This window comes from Caballeronia sp. NK8, assembly GCF_018408855.1.
GTDB lineage: Bacteria > Pseudomonadota > Gammaproteobacteria > Burkholderiales > Burkholderiaceae > Caballeronia.
On sequence record NZ_AP024324.1, the window covers coordinates 798269 to 816010 of the forward strand.

Below are 17742 nucleotides of genomic sequence, written 5' to 3' on the forward strand. Positions count from 1 at the left end.
GGGTAAACGCGCCGGAATCCGCTCGCCGCCGATGTCGCGCCAATCGCCGCAACGCCCGCCGCGCAAGGCTTTGCCGTTTGCCGCCGTGATCGCGATATGCAGCCGATGCATAACAGGTATTCAAGCGTGCGCGCCGCGCTCTCAATACGCTTCACGAAACATCGACCCGCCGCCCAAGAGCGGGACACCCGTTTCATTCGCCTTGAATCACAGGAGACATTCCATGAGCATCGATGCAATCGACGGCGCGTCCGCGCGTTCCGTCGACGAAGAAAAGCTGTACAAGAAGCTGCTATGGCGCATCGCGCCGATCCTGTTTCTTTGCCACACGTTCTCGTTTCTGGATCGCGTCAACATCGGCTTTGCGAAGCTGCAGATGCTCGGCGACCTGAAGATCGACGATTCGGCGTTCGCGCTCGGCGCGAGCATGTTCTTCATCGGCTATATCGCGCTCGAGATTCCGAGCAACATCGTGCTGCACCGGGTCGGCGCGCGGCGATGGATCGCGCGCATCATGCTGACGTGGGGTCTCATCTCGGCGGGCACCATGTTCACCGCCGAACTCGCGCATCTGTTCGGCATCCAGAACGCGACCATGTTCTACATCCTGCGTCTCTTGCTCGGATGTTGCGAAGCGGGTTTCTATCCCGGCGTGCTGCTCTATATCAACTACTGGTTTCCTTCCGATCGGCAGACGAAGGTGACCTTCGGGCTGCTGCTCGCGCTGCCGACCAGTCTCGTGTTCGGCGGTCCGCTTTCGGGCTGGCTGATGCAGCAGTCGCACGGCTGGCTCGGCTACAGCGGCTGGCAATGGATGCTGATGATCGAAGGCATTCCGGCGATGGCGCTCGCGTTCCTCGTGTACTTCGGCCTCACCGACAAGATCGGTCAGGCGCGCTGGCTCACCGATGCGCAGAAGCGTCTGCTCGAAAGGAACGTCGCCACCGAAAGCGCGCACAAGGAGTTTCATTTCGGCGCGGCGCTGCGCGACTATCGCGTGTGGATCTGCGCGGGGATCATCTTCACGTATGCGACGGGCTGGTACGGTTTGTCGTTCTGGTTGCCCTCGATCGTGCGCGAATCCGGCGTGAAGGACACGTTCCATATCGGCGTGCTCACCGCGATTCCGTTCGTGTTCGCCGCCGCGACCATGCTCTTCAACGCGTGGCATTCGAGCAAGACCGGCGAGCGCCGCTGGCACGCTGCGATACCCGCGTTCGTCGGCGGCGCGGGGCTGATCCTGAGCGCGGTCTTCGCCAACAACGTGCCGGTCGCGATCGTCTGTCTGTGCTTCGCGGCATCGGGTGTGCTGGGGTTGACGCCGGTGGTCTGGACGTATCCGGGCAGCCTGCTTTCCGGCACGGCCGCGGCAGCGGGTTTCGCGATGATCAACTCGTTCGGCAGTCTCTCCGGCATCGCGGGTTCGTGGATCACCACCCTGATGAAGCAGATGACCGGCAGCATCAACAACGGCACGTATGCGCTCGGCCTCGTGCTGATGTGCACCGGCGTGCTCGTGCTGTGCTTGCCAGCGGCCACCTTCGCGCGCGGCAAGCAACCGCAAAAGCCAGCCGACGCGAACATCGCAAGCGAAGCGCTGACCGACTCGCCCGCATAACAGGTATGCAAGCGATGACGCTCGCGGCTCGCTACGCTTGGCGTCGTTCCAGTCGATCACTAACGGGAGAGTGCATGCTGCCACGGGCGCCGGGGTTTTCCTTGCAGGGCAGACGCGCGCTGATCACGGGCGCGGGACGCGGCATCGGTCTCGCGGCAGCCGCCGCGCTCGCACAGGCGGGCGCGAGCGTGACGCTCGCCGCGCGATCGGCGGATGAGCTCGAACGCGCCTGCGCGCAGATCGACGCGGAAGGCGGCCAGAGCCGCCACATCGTGCTCGACGTGACCGACTCGCGCGCCGTGAACGCGGCGATCGACGAAGCCGGGCCTTTCGACATCCTCGTGAACTGCGCGGGAATGAATCGCCCGAAGCCGCTCGTCGATGTGACGGACGAAGACATCGACGCCATTCTCGATCTCAACGTGAAAGCCGTCTTTCATGTATCGCGCGCGGTGGCCAAGCGCATGCTGCGCGAAGGTATCGCGGGCTCGATCATCAACGTGTCCTCGCAGATGGGACATGTCGGCAGTCCGAAGCGCACGGTGTATTGCGCGTCCAAGCACGCGATCGAAGGCATGACGAAGGCGCTCGCGTGGGAACTCGGGCCGCATGGCATTCGCGTGAACACCGTCTGTCCAACCTTCATCGAGACCGCGTTCACGGCGAGCATGTTCGATGCGCCCGGCTTTCGCGAATGGGTCACGGAACGGATCGCGCTCGGCCGCGTGGGACGCGTCGAGGAAGTCATGGGCGCGATCGTGTTTCTCGCCGGCGACGCATCGACGCTCATGACCGGCAGCGCGCTCATGCTCGACGGCGGCTGGACGGCCGCCTGACACACATCAATCAATAGAAGCAGGAAAGACGATGAACGTATCGCAAGTGAATTCCGGCCAGCCGGTGGCGGTGGTCGGCGCGGGCCTCGTGGGCGCGGGATGGGCCATCGCATTCGCGCGCGCGGGCCTGAACGTGCGGATCTACGACGCCAATCCGCACACCGCATCGGCGGCGCTGCCGTGGGCGGCGAACCAGATCGCGGCGCTGCATCGGCATGGACTGATCGATGAAGCGCCCGAAGCCGTCGCCGCGCGGCTCACGCTCGCGGACTCGCTCGCGCAAGCCATCGACGGCGCGGCCTACGTGCAGGAATCCGTGCTCGAACGCGTCGACGTGAAGCGGCAACTGATGCTCGATCTCGATGAGCTCGCCGACGCGCATGTCGTCATCGGCAGTTCGAGCTCGGGCATCAAGGCGTCCGACTTCGCCAACGACCTGACGATCTCGCCGCGCGTGCTGATCGCGCATCCGGTCAATCCGCCCTATCTCGTGCCGGTGGTGGAACTGGTGCCGTCGACACAGACGTCGCCGGACACGATCGCCTTCACGGAGCGTCTCATGCGCGGTATCGGCCAGAGCGTCGTGCATGTGCGCAAGGAGATCGAGGGCTTCGTGCTGAACCGCCTGCAGGCGGCGCTGCTGCGTGAAGCGTGGGCGCTTCAGCGCGACGGCATCGCGAGTTGCGAGGACATCGACAAGACCGTGCGCGACGGGCTCGGCTGGCGCTGGTCCTTCATGGGCCCGTTCGAGACGATCGATCTGAATGCGCCAGGCGGGGTTGCCGATTATGCGAACCGGCTGGGGCCGCTTTATCACTCCATCGCCCGCTCGCGCACGGAAGACGGTCCGTGGGATGACGCGCTGATCGCGCGCGTCGAACGCGACCGGCGCGCCCATCTCCCCGCCGATGCACTCGCCGCGCGCCGCGACTGGCGCGACGAACGGCTGATGGCGTTCGCCGCCGTACGCGCGAAAGACGCAGACAACCGCTAGCGTCGCGGTCTGACGTCAGTCGGGGATTTCCGGCTCGACCAGTCGCGCCAGTTGAACCAGCGACTCCTGCCAGCCGAGATAGCACATCTCCACGGGAATGACGTCGGGCACGCCTTCCTGCACGATGTTGAGTTCGGTGCCGCAGGACACCTGCCGCAACGAGACGGTGACGTGCATCTCGCCGGGCAGGTTCGGATCGTCGAAGCGGTCCGTGTAGCGGATCTTTTCGAACGGCACCAGTTCGAGATACTCACCGCCGAACGAGTGGCTATGGCCGGTGCTGAAGTTGCGGAAGGACATCTTGTGCGTGCCGCCCGTGCGCGCTTCCATCTGATGGACCTGACAGGTGAACCCGTAGGGCGGAAGCCACTTTGCCATCGCGTCGGGTTCGAGGAAGGCGCGATAGATGCGCTCGGGCGTCGCGCGCAGCACGCGGTGAAGTCGGACGGTACCGGTGGTCGTAGTCATGGTGTGTTCGCCTTTCGATGGAATGAGTTGGACACACTTCCACGACGATGCGCCGATGCCGGAATCGACATCGGCAGGATCAGGGAAAACGCTAGTCCTTCGGAAGCCCGAAGTGCGTCATGACGCCGTTCACACCCGACACGTTTTCCGCTGCGACGCGAAGGACGTTGCCTTCTTCCGCGCTGACGGCAAGCACCGCTTCGCTCTTCAAGCGTTTCGGACTGTCGCCTGATACCGCAGCGCTTCGAGCGTCTTGGCCTCTTCCGCGAGCGCGGTCGCCGGAACCCGATGCACCCCACGAGGTTTCGACGTCGGAAATCGACTGCGTCGACACGTCCAGCGTCGTCGCCACCGCGGCAACGCTCTGGTCGGCCTTTAACAGTCGAACCGCCTCCAGCTTGAACTCATGCCCGTTTCCTCTTGCTCGTATTCTTGTTTATCCTCGCGTGAAACTGGACGCTCACCAAGGCCCTCGATTTTCGAGGGCAAAAGCCCTTAGCACACCAACGCGAATCGGGCTCGCAAAGCCATTGTTGTACCTTCTCGTCGCCCCGTTCTAGTTCGTGCCATCAACACCGATACTACATGCATCAATCAATTTAACTAGTCTTTATCTGAGATACTAGTATTACTTCGTTTTCCAATAGTCAGCTCCGTTCCCAAAAGGTTTGGAGCAGATGGCGCCGGACGAGATGGTTTCCCAGGGTAGATCAATAAGCAGCTATGCCGCTATGTCAAAGGTGTTGTTCCTGCCAAATATATCAAAGACGGTTACGATATTCGATAATATCAACCATGTTACTAAGGATTACCAATTTATAACAAGCATGCCGAAGTTTCTACATCATCGAGGAATGCTTGCTTGAAGTTTTTCGATGCAAACAAATTTTTAGGAAATCTCCCGTTGCTTTTTACTTCACGAGATTTTTAACGATGACTCCCCTTTTGAGTCCGGCGTAAAAATAAGCATAACACAAGAACTGTCTGAATAACTCTTAAACCGATCTGACGCGACGACGGTGGCCCAATAGGAGAAATCCGGTTGTTGTGACTGTGTTTGAAAAAAAGCAAGACGTAGTTTCACAATGAGGATAATAAGATATGCTAAAAATAGGATATGTCATTGGCACTCGACCCGAGGCAGTCAAATGCGCGCCCCCAATCCTGGCAATGGAAAACGATGCGAGGTTCGAGCCCCTCCTGGTTTCGACCGGCCAGCACGCGGAAATGCTCTATTCCGCGCTGGACATTTTCGGAATCGTACCTGCCGCCGATCTTAAGGTGATGCGACCGGAACAAACACTTTCTGGAGTTACCGAACGCATTCTGCACGGCTTGGCAGAATTGCCGTTAATGTGCGAACTTGACGCGATCATTGTTCATGGTGATACCGCAAGTACCGTCGCCGGGGCAATCTTCGGCTTTCAAAACAAGATTCCCGTCATTCACCTTGAAGCGGGATTACGTAGCACTCGGCTCGACTCCCCATTTCCCGAAGAGGGTAATCGGCGACTCGTCACGCAGATCAGTTCGTATCATCTCGCGCCCACTGCTGGAAATTATCTCAATCTGCTTCACGAGGGAATTGCTCCCAATCGCATCGCAATCACGGGAAATACCGTTGTCGACGCATTGTTCAGTTGTGTGCCTAAGGCGAGGGGCTATCACGATCCGGTGCTGGACGAAATAGAGAACGATCCGCGCCGCGTCGTATTGGCCTCGACGCATCGTCGAGAGTCCTGGCCCAAGCTCCATATGCTTGCCGACGCAATGGCAGAAGTCGCGCAGCTGCCAAACGTGCGACTGGTGGTCCCCGTCCATAAAAATCCGGTCGTACGCAAGGCACTTCGTTCGAGACTCGATGGCCTTCAAAACGTCACATTACTCGAGCCACTACCCTACTTGGGATTTGTGCGACTGATGCTGCGTGCTGATCTAATACTTTCGGACAGCAGCGGCGCGGAGGAGGAGGGACCGGCGCTAGGCAAACCGACCTTGGTGCTCCGTGATATCAGCGAGCGCGGGGAAGCGATCTCTGCCGGGTCGGCCAAGCTCGTCGGACGAAGCAAAGAGGAAATCGTCGAGGAAGTCAGCGCTGTTCTGTTCAATGAAGCAGTCTACGAGCGATTCGTCTCCGGAGGTTGTCCCTATGGCGATGGAGCCGCCTCCGCTCGGGTGCTCGATGCAATAGCACATTTCTTCGGCAAGGGGTCGGCTGCCGAAGCCTATACCGGGAGAAGTCCCAGCATTCGCGCAAACTCAGAACGCTTCACTCAGGTAGGCGGTGTCGACACCATCCAGAATTTTGCTGGAGCGATTCTTTGAACATTGACGGCCAATGCGAATGGCGACCGCTTGCATTTTCAAGCGATCGGCTCAGGGCATTTGTGACTTTGGGCAATGGTCCACTTCTTCTCAAAGGACAAGCTATCGTCGTAAATGCAAACGCAAACGTGATGAATGTAGAGGGATGGAAACGCGAGCCCCTCCCTTCCATGTCCTCCATCCAACTGCAAGATGTCGTGGTCGATGCCTCGCCGAATCTTCTCTTGCTTTCACCTTCCGCCGACTTGCGGCCCAGGGACATCATAAAAGACCCAAACTGGACGCAGTTCTGCGGTGGCGACCAGCGGATTAATCTCTGGAGTTCGCCTCGGGATACGATCGGGGAGGTACTGCTCAACACCGCCGCACTAAGCCACGCAGCAGATGAAAACCCGAGTTCAACGGCCCATTACGAACGGTTCAGCGTCGTCGCCAATCTCTGGTTCGCTCCAGCGGGAACAGACTGCCTGATTCATCGCGAGCATTCGTTCATCGAGATTCATTCGCAAATCGTTGGCGTAGGTCACATGCAGAAGTTCCATTCGCAGAATCACGCGAGTCTGTATGCGGCCGTTGCCCTTGCTCCCGGTGCAACAACCGAACGTCCGTTTTGCGTCGTAAATAATGAAGGCGCTTTTATTTATCCGTGGCATCAGTACTTCGCAGAGTCAGACTGCATCTGGCTTGCGATTGAATATCACCCACTAAAAAATGGCAATGAACATGCGTGACGGCCTCCCTACGCTCCCGATTCCAACGTTTGAGAAGATCATCGTTGCAGATCAACTCCGGGATGGCTATTGGCTTGAAGCACCCGACATCAATCAGGACGGAAAGCCCGATCTGTTCGGCTATGGACTCTCGCTAGGCGAGATCTATTGGTACGAAAACGAAAGCTGGAAGCGACATCTTGTTGTCGATGGCATTAATATGCCAGTTGGAGGAGACTACGCTGACGTGACCGGAAATGGTTATCCGGACATCATCGTCTGTTACGACCTCTATGGAGCCGGCGGCACCCTTTACGACGCCAATCCAACGGGCGGCAAGATAGATTGGATTGAAAACCCCGGCCTGGACTTGGCGGCAGGCCGTCGTTGGACCCGACATTACGTCGGCCGTACCACGGGCATGCACCGGCTCCGAGCAGGGCATTTCACTCAAGAGAAGCGTCTCGAGATAGCCGGCGTTCCGATTGTTCCGCACGGAAATATCCATTCGCTCTTGCCGATTGTCCTATTTTCCGAACCCGAGAATGTTTCCTCTGCCTCTGAATGGACGAAATCGACAATAGACGACAGTTGCTTTCGTCTTGTACACGGCGCGGAAAAGAAGCGAGGCCTGATCTCAGGCTCAGATCGAGATTCGCTTCTGCTTGCATCTGACGAGGGCGTGACCTGGCTATATTACGATGCAGAAGCGGAAGGTTGGAAATCGGTTCTGATCGGTGAAGGAGAACGTACTCAGTTTGAAACGACCGGATTCCGCGGCAGCGGCGATCTCGATGTCGGTCGCATCGGAACGGACCCTTTTGCTTACGTTGCTGCTGTTGAGCCATTTCACGGCAACACGGTAGCAGTCTATGTTAAGGAGTCCCTTGGGCAGGCGCCCGAGAAGGCCGAATGGAAACGTTTCATCCTTGACGTCTTTGGCGATCCAAATGAAAGTGGAGAAGGCCCAGGTCACCAGATCGTATGCGCCGACTTTGACGGTGACGGTGAGGATGAATTTCTCGTGGCGCTTCGAGGACCATGGCCATGGCAAGGCGTTTTTTACTATAAGGCGATTGACGTAACCAACGGCATCTTCACCAGATGGCGCGTCTCAGACGAATCAGTAGCTCGAATCGCGGTCGCAGATTTTAATGGCGATGGTCGCCTCGACTTCGCAACGATCGCTTATTCCGTTCCAAAATATTTCGTCGCGAAACAGGCCCGGGTTGCAGTACACCTGAACACTTTTTCTTCTACCCAGGACCGAAGGGGCAACAAATAACCAGAAATATCACCCCGTCTAGTGCGTGTGGCGCGCTTTCTTGGGCGGGGTGGAGGCATCGAGGCAAAAATTTGAGCAGTGTAGAGCGCGATTTTGCTGCCCGACTGACGACGCAAACCAGGAGGTCGACACGCGGCGAGAAAATCATTGCGTCAATTCATAAATCAAAAAAGAGGTAACACGGATGACCACGCTACCGAAGGTCTCGGAGCCAAGCGCAAAAATCGGAAGAAGCGGAAGACTGCCGTCTCTGCCCAGTCTGACGGGCATGCGGTTTATCGGCTCTCTCGTGATCTTTCTCTTTCATGTATCTGTGGTGAATTCACCAATTCCACCAAACCTGACAGTCAATCCATTTAAAGATCAGCAAGCGGCGGATTGGTTTGCCTTCGTCTTCGCTCAGCTCGGCTACATGGGCGTATCATTTTTCTTCATTCTCACTGGATTCATCATTACCTGGTCGGCATATCCATTTACCGAGTCGAAATGGTTATTCTGGAAGAGAAGAATTGTAAAAATATACCCCAATCATCTGGTCATCTCACTGCTTGCTTTAGTTCTATTTTCCTGGAACTACACGCCCATATCTACAGCAATAAAGAACACCCTACTGATTCACGCGTTCTTTCCGCAATCGAACGTATATGTTAGCGTTAATCCGCCCGCCTGGTCTTTGTGCGTGGACATGCTGTTCTATCTAGCATTCCCGTTTTTGATCAGAAGACTTGCGCCTCTTTCTGGAAGAGCCATATGGGCCTGGATCGCGGCAGTGACAGCAGTAATCTTCGCGATCCCGCTCATCAACGACGCGCTCATTCCCAATTACCCTAAGTCACCTATCACCCCAATATCCGCGGATCAGTTTTGGTTCGGCTATATTTTTCCGGTTACCCGGATCTTCGACTTTATATTGGGCGCCCTGCTCGCGAGAATCGTAATGTTAGGGCTCTGGCCCCGGCTCGGGATTCTAGCCTCCTCATGTCTTATCATCGCGAGCGCCGTCGCCGCCAAATTCGTGCCTTTCATATACGGCTTGAACGCGATCACAATAATCCCAATCGCTGCTCTAATCTGCGCCACAGCGACGGCAGATTTCAAAGGAAAATATTTATTTCTGCTCAGGCACAAGACGATGCAAAAGCTCGGAGATGTTTCGTTCGGGTTTTATATCTGTCAGGGTATCACCATCTTTTACCTAAGAACACTGCTCGACGGAACTTACAGCATGTGGGCGTCGGTAGGGCTAATTGCCTGCAGTTTTGTATTAACGCTGTTTGCAGGATGGCTTCTCTATACCGCGATCGAAAGGCCTGCCATGCGGCGCTGGGGACGTAGCCGACGCGAAATCAGGCCGGATCTGAAGAAGGAACTGGATCCTCTGAAGCCCGTTTAAGCGACGCAATGAAGTACGCGTATTAGAGAACTTCCAAGCCTCTGAACCGAGGCGCTGCTGGGATTCAAGCAATACCGTGAACGCACCCTCCCCGAGGGCTGAGATTAACTGATATCGATAAGGAATACTCATGACTATAAATAGACGAAAGTTCATGGAAGCCGGTCTTGCAACAGTTGGGGCGGGAGCCGTCTTCACCAGGTCGGTCGAGTCGAAGGAGGTGTCGAGTTCTGAGTTTGAACGAGGAGCTCGGATCGGATCGGAAGATTCTCGTTTTCCGGATCTCGTTAGCGGAAACAACCAGCGATTTGTTGCCAAACCTGACTATGTACGCATGATCCGCTCGTCCGAAGATGCTCGGCTCGCGGTTCAGGAAGCAGTTTCGGCGAACAAGCGCGTGTCGATCCGCAGCGGTGGCCATTGTTTTGCGGATTTCGTTTGTAACCCCTCTGTACAGGTGATCTTGGACATGTCGGAAATGCGAAATGTCTATTTCGATCGGGACGCGATGGCATTCGCTGTCGAGCCGGGTGCTCATTTGATGGACGTCTACGAGCGCCTTTACAAGGGTTGGGGCGTGACTATACCGGGCGGAATTTGCTATAGCGTAGGCGCCGGCGGGCACGTCGCCGGTGGTGGATACGGCCTCCTGTCCAGGGCACACGGCTTGGTGGTGGATCATCTCTGGATGGTGGAAGTGGTCGTCGTCGATCAGATGGGAAAAGCGCGACTCGTGCGTGCCTCGCGTGACAAAAATGATCCGAATCGGGATCTTTGGTGGGGCCATACGGGCGGCGGAGGAGGCAACTTTGGCGTCGTCACAAAATATTGGTTTCGCTCGCCGGAAGCACAAGCGCCCGATCGATCAAAGCCGCTTATTTCTCCTCCGTCAACCGTTTTGGTCAGCGCTGTGTCGTTTGACTGGAACGACATGACTGCCGCTGACTTCTCCAGGATTTTATTGAACTTCGGCGCGTGGCACGAGAAGAATAGCGCGCCGGATTCGCCTTATGCTCGACTATCAAGTCTGTTCAACGTTAGTCCGCGAGCAACCGGGTCCATGGGCATGTTCACGCAGGTGGACGCAACTATCCCTAATCCAGAAAAGCTGCTTACGGATTACATGAACGCGATTCTCGAAGGGACGAGCATTGTGCCTAGGCCCACGACCAAGCCCATCGGGGAGATTCGCGCTCTGCCGAATCACTTTGCACCGACCCGGTTGCCTTGGTTGCAGGCTACCCGGCTCGTTGGTACGAATAATCCGACCATCACCAATCCAACTTCGCGCGGTGGACACAAATCCGCTTACATGAAGCGAAATTTTACCCCGAAGCAGGTCGATACCCTTTACAAGGCTATGACTCGCGACGATTTCAACAATCCAGACACGATGCTCGTCTTGTTCTCGTTTGGTGGTCAGGTAAACGCGATGAAGCCTGAAGATACAGCAAACGTTCAACGAACTTCTGTTTTTAAGATGTGTTTCCAGACATTTTGGCAATCTGAAAGCGAAGACGCATTTTATCTCGGCTGGCTGCGAAACCTCTATTCTGAGTTTTTTTCCGAGACTGGTGGCGTACCGGTTCCGAATGACCAGGCAGACGGATGTTACATCAATTATCCTGATAGAGACGTCAGTGATCCGAATTTCAATACTTCTGGCGTTCCGTGGTCAGAGCTTTATTTCAAGGGAAATTATCGTCGGCTTCAGGCGGTGAAGACCAAGTGGGATCCCAGGAATTTCTTCCGGCACTCACTTTCTATCGAACCCTTAAAGGCATAGTCGGAATTCAAATCAATAGACACCGAAGTCCGATGGGTCGCGTTGTATGCCTGGAAGCAGGTCCCCAAGTTCATGCTTGTCGGAACTCGCTTTTAATTCGATCGATTTGGGTTCCGTCCGCTCAATTCGACTGTCCGACTACGTTAGGCGCGCGCCGCGCACATCCATGAATAGTGATGAGGGCTCAAAGGCCCCGCCGACCCGACTCGCTTGAAAAGCGCTCGAGCATTTTTCAAATTGCACGGGATATCTAACCGCTAGACCACCGTTATTCGTACCGACAATGAATTTTAGAAAGTTTGAGATGATGATTCTCAGTGAGATGAGTTATGAATAAGCGACTGATCTTGCTTCTTGCAGCAATCTTGGTCGCCGGCGGTGCGTGGGGTTTGTTGCACGCCCGTGGCGCCCGACCTGATGCTTCAGAAGCGGCTGACATTCTGCCGGAAGTCAGCGTTGCACACGGCGTGATTCGCGACGTAGACGAGACCGATCACTTCACCGGTCATTTGCAAGCGACGGATACGGTGCAGCTCCGCCCGAGAGTGAACGGCTACATCAATTCCGTGCACTTTCAGGAAGGCACTCTCGTGAAAAAGAATCAGCTTCTCTTCCAGATTGATCCAGGCCCATACCAAGCGGAAGTCAACCGCATCTCCGCGAACCTCGTCCAGGCCCGTGCTGAGCTGGCGCTTGCTCAAGCCAACGCATCTCGCGCAGAGCGCTTGCTCGAACAGCACGCCGTGTCGCATGAGGAAGCCGAACGGTTGGTTACGGCCGCGCAAAGTGCGAAGGCCCAAGTGGCCGCAACGGTGGCTGCCCTGACCGCGGCTCAACTGAATCTCGGCTATACGCAGGTCCGCGCACCCATCGATGGCCGCGTCGGCAATGCGTTGATCACCAAGGGCAATCTCGTTACCAGTAGCGACGTGCTGGCGAGCGTGGTTAGTGTGAATCCGATCTTCGCCTATTTCGATGTGGATGAGCAAGCCTACTTGCGCCTCTTGCGCGCCCACGGACAGGAAGTTGGTAAAGCCGCCGGTGTGCAAGTGGCTATGGCGCTGCTTGACGAGACGGGGTACCAGCATCCCGGTCGCGTCGATTTCGTCGATAACCAGTTGCGCACGTCTTCCGGCACTATCCGCTTGCGTGCGGTATTTGACAACGCTGACGGCGCCTACACCCCCGGACTGTACGTTCGCCTACGCCTGGATGGCGGAAAACGCCAATCGACCATGCTCGTGGACGATCGCGCAATAGGCACGGATCTCAGCAACAAGTTCGTGTTCGTTGTCGACGCGGACCACAAGGTGAACTACCGGCGAGTCGAGATTGGACCTCTGTTTGCTGGTCTGCGCGTAATCAAAGATGGTCTCCGTCGCGACGACCTCATCGTTGTCAACGGCATTCAGCGCGTTCGTCCCGGTATCAAGGTGACGTCGGTACCCGTCACAATGACCGTCAACCTCGCCAAAGCTGACCAAGCCGAAATTGAAGCGACGGCTAAGCCTCCTGTCGCGTCTTCCGTGCTAGCGAAAGTATCGGCACCAGCGGAGGTACGCAAGCAATGAAGTACATTCCCCGTTTCTTTATCGACAGGCCCATTTTCGCCGGAATACTTTCTGTCCTGCTCGTGATTGCCGGCTCCGTGGCAGCCTTCAAACTGCCGATCAGCGAGTATCCGGAAATTGTTCCGCCGACAGTGATCGTGACGGCTCACTATCCTGGCGCCAGCCCCGAAGCGATTGCCCAGATCGTCGCGACTCCGATTGAAAAGCAGATCAACGGTGTGGAGGGAATGCTCTATACGTCGTCGCAATCAACAAGCGATGGCCAGATGACCTTGACGGTGACGTTCGCCTTGGGCACCAATCTGGATGTCGCTCAAGTGCAGGTGCAGAATCGCGTTGCTCAGGCATTGTCGAAACTACCTGCGGAAGTGCAAAGACTTGGCGTCACCACGGAAAAAAGCTCGCCAGATCTGACCTTGGTAGTGCACCTGGTTTCGCCAGACGGACGCTACGATCAACTCTATCTGGCCAACTACGCCCGGGTGCATGTGAAGGACGAGTTGTCACGTCTCGATGGCGTAGGCCAGGTGATCTTCTTCGGCTCCGGCGAATACTCCATGCGTATCTGGCTCAACCCCGACCGCATGGCCGCGCTGAAACTGAACACCGGCGATGTGGTTCGCGCAATCCGTGAGCAAAACGTGGAAGTAGCCGCAGGGTCGCTGAATATGCCGCCCAATTCTGGTAGTTCGGCCTTTCAACTGAGCGTGAACACCCAGGGCAGGCTCATCGACGAAGAACAATTCCGCGACATCATCGTGCGCAAGGGTCTCGACGACGGCGTCGTTCACCTGCGCGACGTTGCGCAAGTCGAACTGGGCGCCGATACCTACGCCTTGCGCGCGACCCTCAATGGACTACCCGCTATTGCAATGCCGGTCAGTCAGCGCCCCGGCGCCAACGCGATCCATGTCGCCGACGAAGTACGCGCGACCATGGAACGCCTGAAGAAAGACTTTCCTCAGGGATTGGAGTACCGCATGGACTACGACACCACGATCTTCGTGCGTGCCTCGATCGCCGCTGTGGTGCGCACTTTGTTCGAAGCGATCCTGTTGGTCGTTCTCGTGGTGATTCTTTTCCTGCAGACGTGGCGTGCCTCTGTCATTCCGCTGATTGCCGTGCCGGTGTCGCTGATCGGCACCTTCGCGGTCATGTATGTGGTGGGCTTTTCCCTGAACGCGTTGTCATTGTTCGGCCTCGTCCTGGCAATCGGAATCGTGGTCGACGACGCAATCGTGGTCGTGGAAAACGTTGAGCGGCATATAGCATCGGGCTTGAGCCCGCGGGACGCAAGTCGCCAGGCTATGCAGGAGGTAACGAGTCCGATCGTAGCAACCGGTGTGGTGCTATGCGCGGTGTTCGTGCCTGCCGCCTTTGTCAGCGGTCTCACCGGACAGCTCTACCGCCAGTTTGCTCTGACCATCGCGATCTCCACGGTGATTTCCGCGTTCAACTCGCTGACATTGAGTCCCGCGCTCGCGGCGATGCTGCTGAAGCCGCACGACGCCCCGAAGGACGCAGTGAGCGTATGGATGGAGCGCCTGTTCGGCTGGCTGTTTCGCCCGTTTAATCGGTTTTTTGCCGGCGCCACAAACCGGTATGTGCGCTGTGTGCGAGTCATGCTGAGCCGTGGAAAGATCAGCTTGACGTTATATGCAGGCCTGGTCGCACTGGCCGCCTTTGGGTTCATGAAGGTGCCCACTGGATTCATACCCGCACAAGACAAACTGTTTGTCATGACACTCATCTCGCTTCCAAACGGAGCATCACAAGACCGCACAGAAGAGATAACCCGGCGCGTGAGCGAGATTGCCGCCAAACAGCCCGGCGTACAGGAGGTCTTTTCCTTTTCAGGATTGTCGCCGAGCAACTTCACCAATAGTACTAATTCATCCATTGTGCCGTTGATCTTGAAGCCGTTCGAAGAGCGTCGCGACCCTTCGCTCTCCGCTAGCGCAATCATCGATTCCTTGAACAAGAAGTTCGCCTCGATCCAGGACGCCAGCATTGTGGTCGTTCCCCCTCCGTCGGTTCAAGGGCTCGGTACCATCGGAGGCTTCCGCGTGCAGATCGAGGATCGTGCCGGGCTGGGTTACGCCGAAATGCAGAAACAGCTCGCCACAATCATCCAGAAAGCGGCCGCGCTCCCTGAGCTGACTCCGCTTTTCAGCGGCTTTCAAGCGAACGTGCCGCAGATCGATATCGACGTGGATCGCGAAAAGGCCAAGGCTCAGGGTGTTGATCTCTCCGACGTGGCAGAAACCATGCAGGCATATCTCGGCTCACTCTACGTGAATGACTTCAATCGCTTCGGACGCACTTACCAGGTGAACGTTTCCGCGGAGCCGAGCTTTCGTCACGAGCCTGAGGACATCGCTGGTCTGAAAACGCGCAACGCACAAGGCGAGATGGTGCCTTTGGGATCCTTCATCAATGTTCGCCGGACTGCCGGCCTCGAACGCGCCATGCGCTACAACAGCTTTCCGACCGCGGAGATCAACGGCGGCCCTGGTCCCGGCTATAGCAGCGGTCAAGCCCAGGCGGCGATGGAGAAACTGCTCAACGAGAATCTGCCCAATGGTATGAGCTTCGAGTGGACGGAGCTTGCGTACCAGCAGATTTTGGCCGGCAACACCGCAATCCTGATCTTTCCGCTGTGTGTACTGCTGGTGTTCATGGCGCTGTCGGCCCTGTATGAAAGCTTTTCACTCCCGCTGGCGGTGATCCTGATCGTGCCGATGGTGCTGCTTTCTGCAATCACCGGTGTATGGCTTACCAAAGGTGACAACAACATCTTCACCCAGATTGGTTTGATCGTCCTCGTAGGCCTGGCCTGCAAGAACGCAATTCTGATTGTCGAGTTCGCGCGCGAAGCCCAGATCGAAGGAATGGACCGTCATCAGGCGGTGCTCGAGGCCGCCCGCCTCCGCCTCCGTCCGATTCTGATGACATCGATCGCTTTCATCATGGGCGTGGTTCCATTGGTCACATCGCACGGCGCCGGAGCGGAAATGCGCCATCCGATGGGCGTAGCTGTGTTCGCCGGCATGCTTGGCGTGACGTTTTTCGGTCTGCTTTATACGCCGCTTTTCTATGTCGTCCTGCGCAGTTGGGTCGAGCGCCGCGCGCATCAGCACAAAACCGCGTTCGCCGTGGGAGAGCACCAATGAGAAACGTCTTCTGCCTCACCGCGCTAACGACTTTGTTGGCTTTGGCCGGTTGTGTAACCATCGGACCGGATTATCAGTCACCGGCTCCTGCACCGGTAAAAACGCTGCACGGTTTCGACGCGTCCATGCAAAATAGCTCCCCGTTCGAGGCGGCCTGGTGGAAACAGTTTGGCGACCCGATCCTGGATGCCCTGATCCAGCGAGCCATGCAAGACAGTCTTGACCTGGGCATCGCCTTATCTCGTGTGCGCGAATCGCGTGCGCTGCTGAGAGGCACCGAAGCTCATCAGCTACCCACCGTGGACGCTGTAGGTGCCCTGCAGCGTAGTCGTGAACAACTGGTGGGTCTCGGCCCCACTCCGAAGACCATAGAGACGGCCCAGCTCGGCTTCGATGCAAGCTGGGAGTTGGATCTGTTCGGCGGCATCCGTCGCGCGGTGGAGGTCTCCGAAGCCAATCTGCAGGCCAGCGAAGCGTCGCTGCGGGATGCCCAAGTCATGGTGATCGCCGAAGTAGCGCGCAACTACTTCGTGTTGCGCGGGACCCAGCTTCGGATGAACATCGCGCAGCGCGATATCGAAAATCAACGCGATACCTTGAAGCTGATCCGTGCACGTTATGAAGTTGGACGCAGTTCCGAGCAGGACGTGTCGAGCGCCGCTTCCCGCCTGAGTGGGGTCGAGGCTCAGGTGCCTTTGCTGGAGACTCAGGCGCAGGCCGCTCAGTTTCGCTTGGCGGTGCTTCTTGGATCACGGCCAGGCGACCTCGATATCGACCTCTCGCCAAAAAGCTTCAGGCCGATTCTGACCAGTCTTCCGATCGGCGGAGCCGAACAAGTTTTGGCCCGCAGGCCTGATATTCGCATTGCCGAACGCGAGTTGGCAGCGGCGAATGCACGTATCGGCGTAGCCAAGTCCGAATTCTTCCCGCGTGTCTCACTGGGCGGGTTCATCGGTTTTCTTACCATCGCCGGCGCTGGTTTCGGAGGCGGGCAATTCGGGGGGCCAAATTCGCTGGCGTGGTCTTTGGGACCAAGCATTAGCTGGTCCGGACTCAATGTGCAGCGGGCTCGGGCCAATCTGCATGTCAGTGAGGCGCGTGCAGATGCCGCCCTGGCCAACTATCAGCAAACCGTGCTGCGCGCACTCGAGGAGGTAAGCAACGGCCTGGTCGCCTACAACCAGGAACGCGTCCGGATGGACAGACTGGTCGAGCAGACTCAGCAGAGCAAACGCGCGGCGGATCTTGCCCGCATCCGCTATTTGGGAGGCGCTACTGATTTCCTGCAACTGCTCGACGCGCAGCGCACCCAGCTTGCCGCCGAGGATGAATTGGCTCGAACCGAGGCTGCGATCAATATTGATACGGTGGCGATTTACAAGGCGATCGGCGGCGGCTGGGAAGCTTGCGGCGATGAACGCTGCTCGCAAGTGAGTGCACTTGTATCCAATGGAAGTTCCAAAGCCGCCGGAGTTGGAAGGTAGCCGGTCTCGACCAACTCACATTCATGGACCGAAGACCTTGAGCCGCAGGGGTGCAACGGCAATTGCAGTCGCTCACGTATCGACGCACGGAGCGCCCCC

12 protein-coding genes and 1 pseudogene are annotated in these 17742 nt (G+C 57.2%); 11 read left to right on the forward strand and 2 right to left on the reverse strand.

The window, feature by feature from the left end:
- Positions 1 to 223 precede the first annotated feature (223 nt).
- The 3 genes from NK8_RS25345 to NK8_RS25355 all read left to right on the forward strand — a co-directional run bounded on the left by NK8_RS25345 (position 224) and on the right by NK8_RS25355 (position 3448).
- Positions 224 to 1618, forward strand: coding sequence for an MFS transporter (locus NK8_RS25345; RefSeq protein ID WP_213230945.1), 1395 nt, complete (start codon positions 224 to 226; stop codon positions 1616 to 1618).
- A 74-nt stretch (positions 1619 to 1692) separates the two neighbouring features.
- Positions 1693 to 2454, forward strand: coding sequence for an SDR family NAD(P)-dependent oxidoreductase (locus tag NK8_RS25350; RefSeq protein ID WP_213230946.1), 762 nt, complete (start codon positions 1693 to 1695; stop codon positions 2452 to 2454).
- A 31-nt stretch (positions 2455 to 2485) separates the two neighbouring features.
- The gene (locus NK8_RS25355) at positions 2486 to 3448 is read left to right on the forward strand and encodes a 3-hydroxyacyl-CoA dehydrogenase (protein WP_213230948.1); all 963 of its coding nucleotides are present in this window, start codon (positions 2486 to 2488) and stop codon (positions 3446 to 3448) included.
- 15 nt (positions 3449 to 3463) lie between these two features.
- Here NK8_RS25355 and NK8_RS25360 read toward each other — a convergent pair whose 3' ends face one another.
- Both NK8_RS25360 and NK8_RS25365 read right to left on the reverse strand, forming a co-directional pair.
- Positions 3464 to 3916, reverse strand: coding sequence for an SRPBCC family protein (locus NK8_RS25360; RefSeq protein ID WP_213230950.1), 453 nt, complete (start codon positions 3914 to 3916; stop codon positions 3464 to 3466).
- 316 nt (positions 3917 to 4232) lie between these two features.
- Positions 4233 to 4356, reverse strand: a pseudogene (locus NK8_RS25365) (IS3 family transposase); the annotation flags it as partial.
- Positions 4357 to 5017: 661 nt separating this feature from the next.
- Between NK8_RS25365 and wecB the strand changes: the two are divergent.
- The 8 genes from wecB (at position 5018) to NK8_RS25405 (ending at position 17643) form a co-directional block, all read left to right on the forward strand.
- A complete protein-coding gene (gene wecB, locus NK8_RS25370; protein ID WP_213230953.1) occupies positions 5018 to 6241 on the forward strand; it encodes a non-hydrolyzing UDP-N-acetylglucosamine 2-epimerase in 1224 nt (407 codons plus the stop codon).
- The gene (locus tag NK8_RS25375; RefSeq protein ID WP_213230955.1) at positions 6238 to 6972 is read left to right on the forward strand and encodes a hypothetical protein; all 735 of its coding nucleotides are present in this window, start codon (positions 6238 to 6240) and stop codon (positions 6970 to 6972) included. The genes wecB and NK8_RS25375 overlap by 4 nt, the downstream gene beginning before the upstream one ends.
- Positions 6965 to 8236: a VCBS repeat-containing protein gene (locus tag NK8_RS25380; RefSeq protein WP_213230956.1), complete on the forward strand. Its 1272-nt coding sequence runs from the start codon at positions 6965 to 6967 to the stop codon at positions 8234 to 8236. Before NK8_RS25375 ends, NK8_RS25380 begins: the two co-directional genes overlap by 8 nt.
- 184 nt (positions 8237 to 8420) lie before the next feature.
- A complete protein-coding gene (locus NK8_RS25385) occupies positions 8421 to 9629 on the forward strand; it encodes an acyltransferase (protein WP_213230958.1) in 1209 nt (402 codons plus the stop codon).
- A gap of 154 nt (positions 9630 to 9783) precedes the next feature.
- Positions 9784 to 11415: an FAD-dependent oxidoreductase gene (locus tag NK8_RS25390; RefSeq protein WP_213230960.1), complete on the forward strand. Its 1632-nt coding sequence runs from the start codon at positions 9784 to 9786 to the stop codon at positions 11413 to 11415.
- Positions 11416 to 11744: 329 nt separating this feature from the next.
- Positions 11745 to 12986, forward strand: a complete 1242-nt coding sequence (locus NK8_RS25395; protein ID WP_213230962.1) for an efflux RND transporter periplasmic adaptor subunit — start codon at positions 11745 to 11747, stop codon at positions 12984 to 12986.
- A complete protein-coding gene (locus NK8_RS25400; RefSeq protein WP_213230963.1) occupies positions 12983 to 16159 on the forward strand; it encodes an efflux RND transporter permease subunit in 3177 nt (1058 codons plus the stop codon). The genes NK8_RS25395 and NK8_RS25400 overlap by 4 nt, the downstream gene beginning before the upstream one ends.
- A complete protein-coding gene (locus NK8_RS25405; RefSeq protein ID WP_213230965.1) occupies positions 16156 to 17643 on the forward strand; it encodes an efflux transporter outer membrane subunit in 1488 nt (495 codons plus the stop codon). The genes NK8_RS25400 and NK8_RS25405 overlap by 4 nt, the downstream gene beginning before the upstream one ends.
- Positions 17644 to 17742 lie beyond the last annotated feature (99 nt).

What these genes read in the sequence shown, in the direction of transcription:
- NK8_RS25355 (WP_213230948.1), top strand. Translation starts at nt 2,486, where the DNA reads ATGAACGTATCGCAAGTGAATTCCGGCCAGCCGGTGGCGGTGGTCGGC.
- NK8_RS25360 (WP_213230950.1), bottom strand. Translation starts at nt 3,916, where the DNA reads ATGACTACGACCACCGGTACCGTCCGACTTCACCGCGTGCTGCGCGCG.
- NK8_RS25385 (WP_213230958.1), top strand. Translation starts at nt 8,421, where the DNA reads ATGACCACGCTACCGAAGGTCTCGGAGCCAAGCGCAAAAATCGGAAGA.
- wecB (WP_213230953.1), top strand. Translation starts at nt 5,018, where the DNA reads ATGCTAAAAATAGGATATGTCATTGGCACTCGACCCGAGGCAGTCAAA.
- NK8_RS25345 (WP_213230945.1), top strand. Translation starts at nt 224, where the DNA reads ATGAGCATCGATGCAATCGACGGCGCGTCCGCGCGTTCCGTCGACGAA.
- NK8_RS25405 (WP_213230965.1), top strand. Translation starts at nt 16,156, where the DNA reads ATGAGAAACGTCTTCTGCCTCACCGCGCTAACGACTTTGTTGGCTTTG.
- NK8_RS25400 (WP_213230963.1), top strand. Translation starts at nt 12,983, where the DNA reads ATGAAGTACATTCCCCGTTTCTTTATCGACAGGCCCATTTTCGCCGGA.
- NK8_RS25380 (WP_213230956.1), top strand. Translation starts at nt 6,965, where the DNA reads ATGCGTGACGGCCTCCCTACGCTCCCGATTCCAACGTTTGAGAAGATC.
- NK8_RS25395 (WP_213230962.1), top strand. Translation starts at nt 11,745, where the DNA reads ATGAATAAGCGACTGATCTTGCTTCTTGCAGCAATCTTGGTCGCCGGC.
- NK8_RS25390 (WP_213230960.1), top strand. Translation starts at nt 9,784, where the DNA reads ATGGAAGCCGGTCTTGCAACAGTTGGGGCGGGAGCCGTCTTCACCAGG.
- NK8_RS25350 (WP_213230946.1), top strand. Translation starts at nt 1,693, where the DNA reads ATGCTGCCACGGGCGCCGGGGTTTTCCTTGCAGGGCAGACGCGCGCTG.